The organism is Stenotrophomonas capsici (assembly GCF_034961085.1).
Classification (GTDB): Bacteria; Pseudomonadota; Gammaproteobacteria; order Xanthomonadales; family Xanthomonadaceae; genus Stenotrophomonas; species Stenotrophomonas capsici.
The window spans coordinates 936,910-950,162 of sequence record NZ_JAYFUH010000249.1; the positions used below are offsets into that span (position 1 = coordinate 936,910).

The 13,253-nt window shown below is 66.9% G+C and carries 16 protein-coding genes; 9 read left to right on the top strand and 7 right to left on the bottom strand.

The annotated features are described in order from the left end of the window. Positions 1-26: 26 nt before the first annotated feature. The gene (locus VA603_RS17495; protein ID WP_132864178.1) at positions 27-560 is read left to right on the top strand and encodes a DsbA family protein; all 534 of its coding nucleotides are present in this window, start codon (positions 27-29) and stop codon (positions 558-560) included. 47 nt (positions 561-607) lie between these two features. On the opposite strand, the gene arsC is transcribed toward VA603_RS17495, so the two are convergent. From arsC to VA603_RS17510, 3 genes are all read right to left on the bottom strand, one after another. Further along, entirely contained in the window at positions 608-958 is a 351-nt protein-coding gene (gene arsC / locus VA603_RS17500; RefSeq protein WP_132864177.1) for an arsenate reductase (glutaredoxin), read from the bottom strand. A 4-nt stretch (positions 959-962) separates the two neighbouring features. After that, complete coding sequence (locus tag VA603_RS17505) at positions 963-2,102, bottom strand: phospholipase A (RefSeq protein ID WP_323439583.1); 1,140 nt, start codon at positions 2,100-2,102, stop codon at positions 963-965. 113 nt (positions 2,103-2,215) lie between these two features. Further along, a complete protein-coding gene (locus tag VA603_RS17510; protein ID WP_192288440.1) occupies positions 2,216-2,704 on the bottom strand; it encodes a DUF456 domain-containing protein in 489 nt (162 codons plus the stop codon). A 233-nt stretch (positions 2,705-2,937) separates the two neighbouring features. Between VA603_RS17510 and VA603_RS17515 the strand changes: the two genes are divergently transcribed. Continuing rightward, complete coding sequence (locus VA603_RS17515) at positions 2,938-3,147, top strand: cold-shock protein (RefSeq protein WP_055944114.1); 210 nt, start codon at positions 2,938-2,940, stop codon at positions 3,145-3,147. Between the two features lie 76 nt (positions 3,148-3,223). On the opposite strand, the gene VA603_RS17520 is transcribed toward VA603_RS17515, so the two are convergent. Together VA603_RS17520 and VA603_RS17525 are read right to left on the bottom strand one after the other, a co-directional pair. Next, the gene (locus VA603_RS17520; protein ID WP_192288441.1) at positions 3,224-3,721 is read right to left on the bottom strand and encodes a glycine zipper 2TM domain-containing protein; all 498 of its coding nucleotides are present in this window, start codon (positions 3,719-3,721) and stop codon (positions 3,224-3,226) included. 117 nt (positions 3,722-3,838) lie between these two features. Continuing rightward, positions 3,839-4,270, bottom strand: a complete 432-nt coding sequence (locus tag VA603_RS17525) for a cytochrome c (protein ID WP_132864173.1) — start codon at positions 4,268-4,270, stop codon at positions 3,839-3,841. An 81-nt stretch (positions 4,271-4,351) separates the two neighbouring features. Here VA603_RS17525 and VA603_RS17530 point away from each other — a divergent pair, with 81 nt between their 5' ends. After that, the gene (locus VA603_RS17530; RefSeq protein WP_132864172.1) at positions 4,352-5,146 is read left to right on the top strand and encodes a tRNA threonylcarbamoyladenosine dehydratase; all 795 of its coding nucleotides are present in this window, start codon (positions 4,352-4,354) and stop codon (positions 5,144-5,146) included. 35 nt (positions 5,147-5,181) lie between these two features. Here VA603_RS17530 and VA603_RS17535 read toward each other — a convergent pair whose 3' ends face one another. Together VA603_RS17535 and VA603_RS17540 are read right to left on the bottom strand one after the other, a co-directional pair. Continuing rightward, a complete protein-coding gene (locus tag VA603_RS17535; protein ID WP_323439584.1) occupies positions 5,182-5,946 on the bottom strand; it encodes a TatD family hydrolase in 765 nt (254 codons plus the stop codon). Between the two features lie 3 nt (positions 5,947-5,949). Further along, positions 5,950-6,174 carry a DUF6116 family protein gene (locus VA603_RS17540; protein WP_132864170.1) on the bottom strand — a complete coding sequence of 75 codons (225 nt, stop codon included), beginning with the start codon at positions 6,172-6,174 and terminating at the stop codon, positions 5,950-5,952. A gap of 156 nt (positions 6,175-6,330) precedes the next feature. Here VA603_RS17540 and VA603_RS17545 point away from each other — a divergent pair, with 156 nt between their 5' ends. The 6 genes from VA603_RS17545 (at position 6,331) to VA603_RS17570 (ending at position 13,253) form a co-directional block, all read left to right on the top strand. Further along, positions 6,331-7,158, top strand: coding sequence for a glycine zipper 2TM domain-containing protein (locus VA603_RS17545; protein WP_132864169.1), 828 nt, complete (start codon positions 6,331-6,333; stop codon positions 7,156-7,158). A 141-nt stretch (positions 7,159-7,299) separates the two neighbouring features. Further along, on the top strand, positions 7,300-7,836 hold the full coding sequence (locus VA603_RS17550; RefSeq protein ID WP_132864168.1) for a GNAT family N-acetyltransferase: 537 nt from the start codon (positions 7,300-7,302) through the stop codon (positions 7,834-7,836). A gap of 97 nt (positions 7,837-7,933) precedes the next feature. Continuing rightward, a complete protein-coding gene (locus tag VA603_RS17555; protein WP_279432512.1) occupies positions 7,934-8,590 on the top strand; it encodes a glutathione S-transferase family protein in 657 nt (218 codons plus the stop codon). A 50-nt stretch (positions 8,591-8,640) separates the two neighbouring features. Further along, positions 8,641-10,911 carry a thiamine pyrophosphate-dependent enzyme gene (locus VA603_RS17560; RefSeq protein WP_323439585.1) on the top strand — a complete coding sequence of 757 codons (2,271 nt, stop codon included), beginning with the start codon at positions 8,641-8,643 and terminating at the stop codon, positions 10,909-10,911. A gap of 152 nt (positions 10,912-11,063) precedes the next feature. Next, positions 11,064-11,621 (top strand): NADPH-dependent FMN reductase, encoded by a 558-nt coding sequence (locus VA603_RS17565; RefSeq protein WP_313250870.1) that lies wholly within the window; start codon positions 11,064-11,066, stop codon positions 11,619-11,621. Between the two features lie 216 nt (positions 11,622-11,837). Further along, positions 11,838-13,253 (top strand): replicative DNA helicase, encoded by a 1,416-nt coding sequence (locus VA603_RS17570; protein ID WP_132864164.1) that lies wholly within the window; start codon positions 11,838-11,840, stop codon positions 13,251-13,253.

Sequence of the window (13,253 nt, forward strand, 5' to 3'; positions counted from 1 at the left end):
CGTTGATTCCTGTCCGGAGTGAGCCGATGAGTGTGCTGAGTGTTCCGGTAAGTGCGCAGGACCATTACCAGGGGCGGCTGGATGCGCCCGTGGTGCTGGTCGAGTATGCCGATTACCAGTGCCCCTACTGCGGCGAGGCGTTCTCGCTGGTGAAGCGGCTGCAGCAGCGGTTCGGCGACGAGCTTTGCGTGGTGTTCCGCAACTTCCCGCTGGTCCAGTCGCACCCGCAGGCGCTGCCGGCGGCGATCACGGCCGAGTATGCCGCCGCGCAGGGGCAGTTCTGGCCGGCCCACGACGCCCTGTTCCGCAGCCAGCAGCAGCTGGGTGAGGTGATCTACCGGGAGCTGATGCGCGAACTGGGCCTGCCGGAGGACGGGCTGGTTGCCGCGATGGAGGATGCCCGCTACATGCGGCGCATCCAGGATGACATCGATGGCGCCCTGCGCAGTGGCGTCGGCGGCACGCCGACGTTCTTCATCAATGGCCGGTTGTTCCAGCCCAGCAAGAGCTTCGAGGAGCTGTACGACGCGATCGTCGCGGCGAAGGCCGCAGAGCGCTGAATGGGCGCGGAGACCGTGGCCGCCAGTGGACGGCCACGCCAGGCGGCTCAGTCGATCAGTTGCAGCACCGTCTCCGGCGGGCGGCACAGGGCGGTGCCCTTGGCGGTGCGCACGATCGGCCGGTTGATCAGGACGGGGTGGGCATGCATGGCCCGGACCAGCGCCGGCTCGTCGTCCAGCTTGTCGGCAAGGCCCAGCTCGGCATACGCCGCTTCCTTGCTGCGCAGCAGGTCGCGGGCAGGCATGCCCATTTCGGCCAGCAGCGTGCGCAGCTCGGTGATCGAGGGCGGTGTCTCCAGGTAGTTGATGACCTCCACGTCCACGCCGGCTTCCTGCAGCAGGGCCAGCGCGCCACGTGAATTGGAGCAGCGGTTGTTGTGCCAGAGGGTTGCCTTCATTGCCTCAGTACCACTCCAGCAGGGATACGCCGACGCCGATGTAGGTGGCCCGGTGGTTGTAGTCGATCATGCTCTCGCCATAACCATCGAACACCTGCACGTGGCCGCGCAGCAGGTTGTTGATCGGGAAGCCGTAGTCCAGCTGCAGCGAGCCATGCGAGCGGTCGCCGCTGCGCAGCGAGTGGCGGCCGGTGATGGCCAGTTCGTGGCCATTGCGGTTGTACACCATGGTGGCATCGCCACGGCCGATGTAGTCCTCGATGTCCGGGTTGTTGTCGTCGCGGTCGCCTTCGGGGATGCGGTACCACGGGCGCAGCATCAGGGCCCAGTTCTCGCGGTCCAGGCCGAAGTTGAAGATCACCCGGTTCCAGCTGCGTGACAGCGGGTCGCTGCGGCCGTTGGACTGGTGGTTGAGGCTGATGCCGGTCATGCGGCCGTTCCAGCCCAGCAGCGAATAGCCGTTGCGGAAGGCCAGCATCACTTCCGGTTCGTAGTTGGTCTCGCGGAACGGGCGCGACAGTTCGCTGTTGTAGGCCTGCCAGCGCGAGCTCTGGGTGTAACCGACCCAGATGTCGCCGTTGTCGCCGAACAGGTTCTCGGCCACCTTGGTCTTGAAGCTGAGCTGGAACTTCAGCTCGGTGCTGTTCAGTGCTTCCGGCTCGGTGACCGTGTTGTTGGGGTTGGGCGAGTGCGGCATCTCGTTGGGCTTGCTGCTCCAGAACGCGGGCAGCAGGTACACCGGCTTGTAGGCGCGCAGCTGGAACAGGCCGAGCTTGGAGTCCTTGGCCAGCTCCCAGCGGCTGTCCAGCAGCGAGCCGCGGCCGGCGTTGGCGGCCATTGCCGCCAGCTCGTCGTGGGCGAACAGCTCGTTGCGGCGCGGGTCTTCCTCATCCAGGGCCTTGGCGCTGACCTTGGCTTCCTTGCGAGCGGCCTGCGCGGCGTTGGCCGCGGCATCGGCGGCACGGGTGTCGGCGGGGCTGCGCCCCAGCGCGCTGTCGTAGCAGGCCAAGCGCGCGGCGTCGGAGTCCAGCGCGAAGCAGGCCTGTGGCGATGCGGGGGCGGTAAGGGATTCCTGGGCCAGCGCGGAGGCGCTGGCGCTGGCCAGGACGGTCAGCAGGGCATAGCGAAGGGGCGTGTTCGGCATGGTGGGGTTCCGGTCATGGCAAAGGGCCGGGGATTTCCGCAGCAAAGCGGCATCCGTGCTCCGGCGGACATTGTCGGCGATTGCCCCGTGTAGGGGGAGTCTTGGCCGCGCGCTCAGTTGACGAACCACGCCACCGCGAACACCGCGACCATGGTCATGGCCAGGCCCAGCTTGAAGGCCACGCCCAGCACGATGCCCAGCCAGGTGCCGAGGCCGACCTTGGTGGCCTGGCCCAGCTTGCGCCCGTGCAGGTACTCGCCGCCCAGCGCGCCCAGGAAGGGGCCGACGAACAGGCCGATCGGCATGAAGAACAGGCCGGCCACCGTGCCGACCGCCGAGCCGACCAGCGCCAGGCGGCTGGCGCCCACCTTCTTTGCACCGATCACCGTCGATATGACGTCGATGATGATGGAAATGACGGTCAAAACGCCAAGCACAACCAGCGTGATCCAACCGACCCGTTCGAACCCTTCCGTCCAGGCGGCCACCAGCAGGCCCACGAACACCAGCGGGACACCGGGCAGCGCGGGCAGGATGATGCCGGCGATGCCGGTCAATACGAGCAGGGCCGCAACCGTATAGAAGATGAATGAATAGTCCATATTGGTTCTGAAAGGGCCCATTGGGGGTTGACTTTAACGGCTTCACCGGGATTGCAATTTGATTTTTCCCGGGTTAAGTTGCAGCCGCTGAGCTTGGCAAGGTCACCGTGAATCGTGGCCTGATGGGTAGATCGCACGATTTGCTGCATCGTTGCACCTCGCTTCCTCCTTGCAATCAGCCGCCTTCCGGGGCGTTCCATCAAACGAGAGAGAGCAACAGGGAGTTAGTCGAGATGTCCGATCGCGAAACCGGTACCGTCAAGTGGTTCAACGATGCCAAGGGCTTTGGCTTCATCAGCCGTGAGAATGGTGAGGATGTGTTCGTGCACTTCCGCGCCATCCAGACCCAGGGCTTCAAGAGCCTGAAGGAAGGCCAGAAGGTCTCCTTCACCGTCGTCCAGGGCCAGAAGGGCCTGCAGGCCGACGCCGTGCAGCCGGTCTGATACAGACAGGCTGGCATGACAAAAGAAAGGCCCGCGCAAGCGGGCCTTTCCTTTTCCGGCGTGGCGGTTGCCTGGATCAGCGCAGTACCACGCGGCCATTGACCACGCGGACGTAGGCATTCTCTGCCACGCCGTTGAGGTTCTTCTGGTTGACCATGATCACGCGGCCGTCGTCCATGCGCACCTGGATGTCATAGGACTCGCCGGTGACGTTCTGCTGGATCTTGTTGCCTGCCAGCGCGCCGGCGGCGGCACCGGCCACGGCGGCGATGTTCTGGTTGCCCTTGCTGCCGCCGGTGTGGTCGGAGATCTCATGGCCGGCCACGGCGCCGACGATGCCGCCCAGGATCGCGCCGGTCGCCGTCGGTGCGGTGCGGCCGGAGGACACGGCGTTGATGCGGGTGACGATGCCGCAATCGGCGCAGCGATTCTGGTTGTAGTTGTTGCCACTCCCGTAGCCGCCACCATAGTTGTTGCCACCACCGTTGTAGCCGCCGCCGTAACCGGGCGACGTGGCGCAACCGGCCAGAGCCAGACTGGCAATGGCGCCTGCGGCGATCAATTGAATCTTCATGGTGCTTCTCCTTCGCCAGTGAACAAAAAGGTAAGTGCTTACCCGACGGCGTAGATCCTGTCGTTTCACATGTGAATGGAGGGCCAACCACATGTGAACGCGATATTCACCGATGGATTACTTGAAGTCCTGGTGGCAGCTCTTGCAGTCGCTGCCGATCTTCTGGGACAGCGCCGCCAGGCTGGCACAGTCCGCCGCCGGCTTGGCCAGGGCGTCGTTGAGGGTGGCCCGGAAGCGGTTGGCGTGCTGCTGGAACCGCTCGTCGTCACGCAGGCCGGGGAAGGCGACTTCCAGGTCGTTGGCCAGGGCGCGCAGGGTCTGCACGCGCGGGGCGGTGTCGTTGATGGTGCAGCGGTTCTGCTTCTGGCTTTCGCCCAGCAGTTGCACCTGCTTGGACATCACAGTCATCAGGCTGTCGGGGAAATGGTCCTGGCGGGCCTGGATGGCACGCATGCCCATCACCGTCGCCACCACGCCGATCAGCAGGCCGGCGATGAGGACATAGAGATAACGGGCAGCCTTGGACGGCTGGCGGACGGGTTCGGACATATGCGTTGGCTCCGGGCTACGTGGCATGGTCGTTGTAGGGGTACTGCCCGGCCATTATGCCGTCCCGGCTAAAATGGGCGGATGAAAGAACAACTGCGTGAGCGATTCGCCGGCATCGACCGGCTGTACGGTGCCGGGACCATCGAGCACTTGGCCGGCTGCCGGGTGGCCGTGGTCGGCATGGGCGGGGTGGGGTCCTGGGTGGTCGAGGCGCTGGCGCGCTCGGCGGTCGGGCACCTGAGCCTGATCGACGCCGACGACATCTGCGTGTCCAACACCAACCGGCAGCTGCCCGCGCTGGCGGGCCAGTACGGTCGCAACAAGGCGCTGGCCATGGCCGAGCGCTGCAAGGCGATCAACCCCGACATCGAGGTCGAGGCGGTGGAGTCGTTCCTGACCGGTTCGAACATGGCCGAACTGCTGGACCGCAACTTCGACCTGGTGATCGATGCCTGCGACAGCTTCCGGGTCAAGGTGGAGGCCATTGCCTGGTGTCGCCGCCGCAAGTTGCCGATGATCACCGTCGGCGCGGCCGGCGGACGCACCGACCCGACCCTGGTGCGGGTGCGCGACGTGTCGCGTACCGAGCACGACGCGATGATGGCGCTGATCCGCAAGAAGCTGCGCGCCGAATTCAATTTCCCGAAGAACCCGCAGCGCTACTTCGGCGTGTCGGCGGTGTACTCGCTGGAGAACGTGAAGTACCCGCAGGCCGACGGCAGCGTGTGCGGCCTGCGCCCGAACCTGGGCCCGGACGAGGCGATGAAGCTGGACTGTGGTGCCGGACTGGGCGCGGCCACCCACATCACCGGGGCATTCGCCTTCGCCGCGGTCGGCAAGGCGCTGGAAGTCCTGCTGAAGAAGAAAGCCACGTAGGAGCCGCTTCGCGAATTTCGCGGCCCGGGTCGCCGCTACGGCAGTCCGAACAGGCGTTGCGCGTTGGCGGTGGTCTGCGCGGCGATTTCTTCCGGCGCCTGCCCGCGCAGCTCGGCGACGGTTTCCAGGATGCTGGCCAGCCGGGCCGGTTCGTTGCGCTGGCCACGGATGCCGGCGTCCGGTTGGTCCGGCGCATCGGTCTCCAGCAGCAGGAACTCCAGCGGCATCTGCGCCACCAGCGTGCGCAGGCGGTTGGCGCGGGGATAGGTGAGGGGGCCACCAAGGCCGATCAGGAACCCCAGTTGCCACAACTGGCGGGCCTGTTCCGGGCTGCCTGAAAAGCTGTGGACCACTCCCTGCAGCCCGCCGGTGCGGCGGATGCGCAGGATGACCTCGTCCACCGCGCGGCGGGCATGCACCACCAGCGGCAGCCGGTGGCGGTGGGCCAGGTCGAGCTGGCCCTGGAAATAGAACCGCTGTGCTTCGGGGTCCAGGTCTTCAACGAAGAAGTCCAGGCCGCATTCGCCGATGGCGCGCGGGGATTCGCGGGTGATCCATTCGTCCAGCTGCTGCAGGTGTTGCGGCCGGTGTTCGGCCAGGAACATCGGGTGCAGCCCGTAGGCCGGGACCAGGCCCGGGGCGAGCGTGCAGCTCTGGCGCAGCTTGGGCCAGCTGGCCGCGGTCACCGCCGGCACCACCTGCGCGATCACCCCGGCCGCCTGCGCGCGCGCGATCACCGCCGCGCGGTCGGCGTCAAACGCATCGGCATCGAGGTGACAGTGGCTGTCGACCAGTTGCACGGGTCAGGACTTGCGTGGCGGCAACACCTGTGGCGCGTCGGACGGGTCCTTGCGTCGCTTCCAGTTGGCCAGCAGCAGCGTACCCAGCCCGAACAGGATCTCGTCCAGGAACGGGATCGGGTCCGGCAGCAGCAACGTGACGAGGAACAGGCCTGCCGTGATCTTGAACAGGGTCGGGTAGCGCAGCTTGCGCGCCCACTCCATAAACGGTGTCAGCATCAGGGACATGGCAAATCCTGTGGTTGGGGAGTACAACAACCGCGATATTGCGGCGTGCCGTGCTTTTTCGATAGGCCGATGCCATTCATGCGGGCCTCTGTTCAGCTTTGGCGTGCTGGAATCCACCCCATATCAAGACGCGGGCCATCCGCAGGGAGCTGAACCATGAAAAGCACGACCACTACTGTTCTGGTTGCCGCCGGCGCCCTGCTGGTGGGTGGCATCGCCACTGCCGCTTTCATGCAGGGGCGCGACAAGGCCACCACGCTGCCGGCCGCGCAGACACCGAACCCGGTGCTGGACAACCAGCCGCTGGCCGATGACGCCGCTGCCAGTTCGCAGGTCGAGGCAGGCGGCAAGCTGGAATACGCCGACGTGCTGAAGGTGGCCCCGGTCACCGAGAAGGAGCGCGTGTACGGCACGGTGACCCGCACCGAGCCGATCAACGAGACCTCGACCACCACCACCCCGCATGAGGTCTGCAACGACGTGGTGGTGCAGGAGCGGCTGCCCGAGCGCGACGGCAACGTCGGCGGCACCGTGGCGGGCGCGGTGATCGGTGGCCTGCTGGGCAACCAGATCGGCGGCGGCAACGGCAAGAAGGCCGCGACCGCTGCAGGCGCGGTGGCCGGCGGTGTGATCGGCAACCAGGTCGACAAGCGCCACGTGGGCGGCCGTGTGGTCCAGCGCACCGAGCGCCAGTGCCACACCGAGCAGCGCACCGCCGAAAGCAGCCGCGTGACCGGCTACAACGTGACCTACCGCAAGCCCGATGGCAGCACCGGCACGATGCGCATGGACAGCCGTCCGGGTGAGCGCGTGTCGCTGGGCAACAGCGACCGCACGGTCGGCTATGACGTGACCTACCGCTACGAGGGCCAGGAAAAGACCGTGCGGATGGACAACCGCCCGAGCAGCGACCGCCTGCCGGTGCTGGATGGCCAGGTGGTGACGCAGACCGCCGCGGTGGATGGGGGCAGCAGCCGCCAGTAAGCAGGCGTGCTGCACCGAGAGCATCTGGAAGGCCGGCATCTTGCCGGCCTTCCTTGTTTGGAGCCGGCCCGCATCGCGCAGGCGACCGATGTCCCGGGCAGGTGTTAGGGTTCGGACCAATCCCGGCAGGAGCCTTGATCCATGAGCATCTTCGATCTGCGTCTGGAAACCGAACGCCTGATCCTGCGCCCACCGGGCCGGCAGGACTTCGAGGCCTTCGCCGCGTTCTGCGCCGACCCGGTGGCCATGCAGCACCTGGGTGGCGTGCAGCCCAAGCCGGTGGCGTGGCGCAGCCTGGCCGGGCTGGTCGGCAGCTGGCAGTTGCTGGGCTACTCGATGTTCTCCGTCATCGAGAAGGACAGCGGGGCCTGGATCGGCCGGGTCGGGCCCTGGCAGCCGTACGGCTGGCCGGGTACCGAGGTGGGCTGGAGCATCGTGTCGTCGCACTGGGGACGCGGCTACGCCCCGGAAGCCGCACGCGCGGCCATCGATTGGGCCTTTGATGCGCTGGGCTGGGAGGAGGTGATCCATACCATCGCGCCGGACAACAGCAACTCCCAGCACGTGGCGCGCAAGCTGGGTGCGCGGGTGCTGCGCAATGCCCGACTGCCGCCGCCGCATGAGGTGGACGTGGAGGTTTGGGGGCAGTCGCGGCAGGCCTGGTTGGCGGCACGCTGACCGCCTGCCGATTGCTGCGGTTGCAGCTACCAACCGGCGTCGATTCCGGTCATATTCAATTGCCGCACGCCATCGCGGTGCGGGGAGAATCGACGCTGTGAGTACTGCCGCTGCACTGACGGTTTACGGCATGTCCAGTTCGGGCAACTGCCACAAGGTTCGTTTGCTGCTGGAACAACTGGGCTCCCGCTACCAGTGGAAAGAGGTCGACAGCGCCGGCGGCGATACCCGCACGGCCGAGTTCCTGGCGCTGAACCCGAACGGCAAGGTGCCGGTGGTGCAGCGCAACGATGGCCGCGTGCTTGCCGAATCCAATGCCATCCTGTTCTGGTTGGCCGAAGGCACGCCGTTCCTGCCGACCGATGGCTGGCAACGTGCCCAGGCGCTGTCCTGGATGTTCTTCGAGCAGTACAGCCACGAGCCCTATATCGCCGTGGCGCGCTTCATCAGTGGCTGGACGCCGGATGACTCGCCGCGCCGTGCCGACCTGCCGCGGCTGCGTGCGCGCGGCCACGAGGCGTTGGCGGTGATGGCCCACCACCTGGCCGACCACCGTTGGTTCACCGGCGGCGATTACGGCATCGCCGACATTGCCCTGTTCGCCTACACCGCCGTGGCCGAGGACGGCGGCATTTCGCTGTCTTCGTACCCGGCGGTCGAACGCTGGCTGGAGGACGTCCGCCGCCAGCCCGGCTTCGTCGCCATGCCGGTGCCGGACGCCGAGGTCCAGGCGCGCTTCGCCGCGTCGCGCTGATCCCCCCATTTCCCCCCGCAACACCGCCTTGTTTCGTGGAGCCTGTCTGCATGTTCGCTCGTGTACCGAATCCCATCCCGGCCCGGATGAAGGGCCTGAACCGCGCCGAGATCTGCGATACCAACTTCATTGAATTCGTGAACGGTCTGGGCCGTGGGCCGGATGCCGGCCCGCAGGACGCCGCGCCGGTGCTGCCGGGCAGCGCGCTGGATGCGGCCGGCTTCCGTGAGCTGTTCGAGTCACAACTGATCAGCCGCCACCTGGACCTGATGGCGCGCGTGCTGCGCGTGCAGAACAAGGTCTTCTACACGATTGGTTCATCCGGCCACGAGGGCAACGCGATGGTGGCGCGGGCGACGCGGCATACCGATCCGGCCTTCCTGCATTACCGTTCCGGTGGCTTCATGGCCGAGCGCTTCCGCAAGCTGCCGGGCATGGACCCGGTGATGGATTCGGCGTTGTCGTTCGCCGCCAGCAAGGACGACCCGGCCAGCGGCGGCCGCCACAAGGTGTGGGGCAGCAAGCCGCTGTGGGTGTTGCCGCAGACCTCGACCATCGCCTCGCACCTGCCCAAGGCGTTGGGCACGGCGATGGCGATCGAGGCCGGCAAGCGGCTGGGCCATGCGCTGCCGATCCCTGATGACAGCATCACCGTGTGCTCGTTCGGCGATGCCTCGGCCAACCATGCCACCGCGCAGACCGCCTTCAACGCCGCGGCGTGGAGCAGCTTCCAGAAGCTGCCGGCCCCGGTGCTGTTCGTCTGCGAGGACAACGGCATCGGCATCTCGGTGAAGACGCCCGAAGGCTGGATCGGCGAGAGCTTCCGCCACCGGCCCGGGCTGGATTACTTCCAGGCCGACGGCCTGGACCTGGCCGGTGGCTACGCCGAGGTGCAGCGTGCGGTGGAGCATTGCCGCCGCACCCGCCGACCGACCTTCCTGCACCTGCGCACCAACCGCCTGATGGGCCACGCCGGCACCGACTTCGAGATCGAATGGCGGGCCCTGGAGGAACTGTGCGCGGTGGAGGCCGGTGACCCGCTGCTGCGTTCGGCGCAGATCGCGGTGGAATCCGGGCTGATGGACAAGGACGAAGTGCTGGCGCTGTACGAGCACACCCGGCGCCGCTGCTTCGAAGCGGCCGAAGCCGCCGACCAGCGGCCGCGGTTGAAGGCACTGGCTGAGGTGGTTGCACCGCTGGCGCCGTACTCGCCGGCGTCGGTGGCTAACGAAGCCACCCGCGCCGACTACGCCGAGCGCCGGTTGCAGGTGTTCGGGAGCGAGGCCGCGTTGCCGGAGAACCAGCCGCCCAAGCACCTGGCCATCCAGATCAACCAGGCCCTGCACGACCTGTTCTGCAAGTACCCGGAAACGCTGCTGTTCGGCGAGGACGTGGCGCAGAAGGGTGGCGTCTACACGGTGACCAAGGGCCTGCAGAAGGCATTCGGCCCGCGCCGGGTGTTCAACACGCTGCTGGACGAGACGATGATCCTGGGCATGGCGCAGGGCTTCGCCAACATGGGCATGCTGCCGCTGCCGGAGATCCAGTACCTGGCCTACCTGCACAACGCCATCGACCAGGTGCGTGGCGAAGCCTGCTCGCTGCAGTTCTTCTCCAACGACCAGTACCGCAACCCGATGCTGATCCGCATCGCCGGGCTGGGCTACCAGAAGGGCTTCGGTGGCCACTTCCACAACGACAACTCGATCACCGCCATCCGCGATATCCCCGGGTTGGTGGTGGGCTGCCCGTCGCGCGGCGATGATGCGGCGGCGATGCTGCGCACGCTGGCGGCGCTGGCCAAGGTGGACGGGCGGGTCTGCATCTTCCTGGAGCCGATCGCGCTGTACATGACCAAGGACCTGTACGAGACCGGCGATGGGCAATGGCTGTTCCCGTATCCGGCGCCGGAGCAGGCCATCGCGCTGGGCGAGGGGCGCGCGTATGGCGAAGGCAATGACGACCTGGTGATCTTCACCTATGGCAACGGCGTGCCGATGAGCCTGCGCGCGGCCAGGGCCATCGAACAGGCGCAGGGCTGGAAGGTGCGGGTGCTCGACCTGCGCTGGCTGGTGCCGTTGAACGAAGGCTGGATCGCCGAACAGGCCAAGGGCGCCAAGCGGATCCTGGTGGTCGACGAGGGCCGGCACAGCGCCGGGGTGGGCGAGGGCGTGATCACCGCGTTGGTCGAGGCCGGCCACGGCCAGGTGCCGCTGCGGCGGGTGACCGGTGCCGATACCTACACGCCGTTGGCCGGTGCCGCCCTGCTGGTGCTTCCGGGCGAGGGCGATATCGTCGCCGCGGCCGCGCAACTGGCGTGAGGCACCTGCCATCGCGGCCCGGCTGGCACGCCCGCGCGTCGCGGCAAGCTCGCCCCTCCCGCTTTCGCGGGAACGGGGCGGGGCGCGCGGCCTTCACCCGGTCCAACGCGGGGGGCGGCTAGCCTGCCTCCATCTTCCGGTTGGAGCCCGCCATGAGCCCGTACAAGATTGCCGTTTTCGTCGGTAGCCTGCGCAAGGATTCGATCAACCGCCGCTTGGCGCATGCGCTGGAGAAGCTCGCCGGGGACCGGGCCAGCTTCGAGTACATCCAGATCGGCGATATCCCGCTGTACAACCAGGACCACGACGGCCAGTTCCCGGCGCAGGGCACGCGGATGAAGAACCAGGTGCGCGCCGCCGACGCGGTCCTGTTCGTCACCCCCGAGTACAACCGCTCCATCCCCGGCGTGCTGAAGAATGCCATCGACACCGCGTCGCGGCCGTACGGTGACAATGCCTTCGACGGCAAGCCGGCGGCGGTGACCGGTGCCTCCATCGGGGCCATCGGCAGTGCATTGGCCCAGCAGCACCTGCGCAACGTGCTGGTCTTCGTGAATCTGGCGGTGCTGGCGCAGCCGGAGGCCTTCCTGCACTTCAAGGAGGGGCTGATCGAGGCCGACGGCACGATCACCAACGAGGCCACGCGGACGTTCCTGCAGGGCTTCGTGGACCGCTTCCTGGCCTGGATCGGGACCCACCACGCCGGCTGAGCGGTCGGCACGGGCGCGGCGGCTTTGCGATAATGGCACCCGGCGCCGCAACGGCGCCGGGTGCTTCTTTCTGTATGGCCGCCCACTCCGGAACGCCCCGCCAGGCCGCGGGGGCTGGAATTGTGGACAGGTTATCCACAGAGTTGTCCGTACCCCGGTGGCAGATGCCCACCTACCATGGCCGTAGTGCCTTAGCGCAGGAATCACGTTTTTCTTATGTCCGCTCGTACTGGTTTCCGTTCCGACCGCAACGACCGCGCTGAGCGCGGCGAACAGCGCATTGATGCCCTGCGCGTACCCCCGCATTCGGTGGAAGCCGAGCAGGCGGTGCTCGGTGGCCTGATGCTGGCGCCGGAGGCATTCGACCGGGTCAACGAGGCGCTGACCGAGAAGGACTTCTACCGCCGCGACCACCAGCTGATCTACCGCGCCATCCGCGAGCTGTCCGAGCGTGACCGCCCGTTCGACGCGGTGACCCTGGGGGAATGGTTCGAGTCGCAGGGCAAGCTGGACCAGGTGGGCGATGGTGCGTACCTGATCGAGCTGGCCAGCACCACGCCGTCGGCGGCCAACATCAGCGCCTACGCCGAGATCGTGCGTGACAAGGCGGTGCTGCGGCAGCTGATCCAGGTGGGCACCGACATCGTCAATGACGGCTTCCAGCCCGAAGGGCGCGACAGCACTGAACTGCTGGCCACCGCCGAGAAGTCGGTGTTCGCCATCGCCGAGCAGGGCGCGCGCGGGCGGACCGACTTCGTGGCCATGCCCGGCGCACTGAAGGACGCCTTCGAGGAGCTGCGCAACCGCTTCGAGAACGGCGGCAACATCACCGGCCTGCCGACCGGCTACAACGACTTCGACGCGATGACCGCCGGCCTGCAGCCGACCGACCTGATCATCCTTGCCGCGCGTCCGGCGATGGGCAAGACCACCTTCGCGCTGAACATCGCCGAATACGCCGCGATCAAGTCGAAGAAGGGCGTGGCGGTGTTCTCGATGGAAATGTCGGCCTCGCAGCTGGCGATGCGCCTGATCTCCTCCAATGGCCGCATCAACGCGCAGCGCCTGCGTACCGGCCAGCTCGAGGACGAGGACTGGAGCCGCGTCACCGGTGCCATCCGCATGCTGAAGGAAACCAAGATCTTCATCGACGACACGCCGGGCGTGTCGCCGGAAGTGCTGCGCTCCAAGTGCCGCCGCCTCAAGCGCGAGCACGACCTGGGCCTGGTGGTGATCGACTACCTGCAGCTGATGAGCGTGCCGGGCAACAGCGAGAACCGCGCCACCGAAATCTCCGAGATCTCGCGTTCGCTCAAGGGCCTGGCCAAGGAGCTTAACGTGCCGGTGATCGCGCTGTCCCAGCTCAACCGCTCGCTGGAAACACGTACCGACAAGCGCCCGGTGATGGCCGACCTCCGCGAATCCGGCGCTATCGAGCAGGACGCGGACATGATCGTGTTCATCTACCGCGACGATTACTACAACAAGGAAAGTTCGCCGGACAAGGGCCTAGCCGAGATCATCATCGGCAAGCACCGTGGTGGCCCGACCGGCTCGTGCAAGCTGAAGTTCTTCGGCGAGTACACCCGTTTCGACAACCTCAGCCACGACTCGGTCGGCGCGTTCGAGTAA

What these genes read in the sequence shown, in the direction of transcription:
- VA603_RS17510 (WP_192288440.1), bottom strand. Translation starts at nt 2,704, where the DNA reads ATGGACTATTCATTCATCTTCTATACGGTTGCGGCCCTGCTCGTATTG.
- arsC (WP_132864177.1), bottom strand. Translation starts at nt 958, where the DNA reads ATGAAGGCAACCCTCTGGCACAACAACCGCTGCTCCAATTCACGTGGC.
- VA603_RS17570 (WP_132864164.1), top strand. Translation starts at nt 11,838, where the DNA reads ATGTCCGCTCGTACTGGTTTCCGTTCCGACCGCAACGACCGCGCTGAG.
- VA603_RS17525 (WP_132864173.1), bottom strand. Translation starts at nt 4,270, where the DNA reads ATGTCCGAACCCGTCCGCCAGCCGTCCAAGGCTGCCCGTTATCTCTAT.
- VA603_RS17520 (WP_192288441.1), bottom strand. Translation starts at nt 3,721, where the DNA reads ATGAAGATTCAATTGATCGCCGCAGGCGCCATTGCCAGTCTGGCTCTG.
- VA603_RS17530 (WP_132864172.1), top strand. Translation starts at nt 4,352, where the DNA reads ATGAAAGAACAACTGCGTGAGCGATTCGCCGGCATCGACCGGCTGTAC.
- VA603_RS17515 (WP_055944114.1), top strand. Translation starts at nt 2,938, where the DNA reads ATGTCCGATCGCGAAACCGGTACCGTCAAGTGGTTCAACGATGCCAAG.
- VA603_RS17560 (WP_323439585.1), top strand. Translation starts at nt 8,641, where the DNA reads ATGTTCGCTCGTGTACCGAATCCCATCCCGGCCCGGATGAAGGGCCTG.
- VA603_RS17540 (WP_132864170.1), bottom strand. Translation starts at nt 6,174, where the DNA reads ATGTCCCTGATGCTGACACCGTTTATGGAGTGGGCGCGCAAGCTGCGC.
- VA603_RS17545 (WP_132864169.1), top strand. Translation starts at nt 6,331, where the DNA reads ATGAAAAGCACGACCACTACTGTTCTGGTTGCCGCCGGCGCCCTGCTG.
- VA603_RS17505 (WP_323439583.1), bottom strand. Translation starts at nt 2,102, where the DNA reads ATGCCGAACACGCCCCTTCGCTATGCCCTGCTGACCGTCCTGGCCAGC.
- VA603_RS17495 (WP_132864178.1), top strand. Translation starts at nt 27, where the DNA reads ATGAGTGTGCTGAGTGTTCCGGTAAGTGCGCAGGACCATTACCAGGGG.
- VA603_RS17565 (WP_313250870.1), top strand. Translation starts at nt 11,064, where the DNA reads ATGAGCCCGTACAAGATTGCCGTTTTCGTCGGTAGCCTGCGCAAGGAT.
- VA603_RS17550 (WP_132864168.1), top strand. Translation starts at nt 7,300, where the DNA reads ATGAGCATCTTCGATCTGCGTCTGGAAACCGAACGCCTGATCCTGCGC.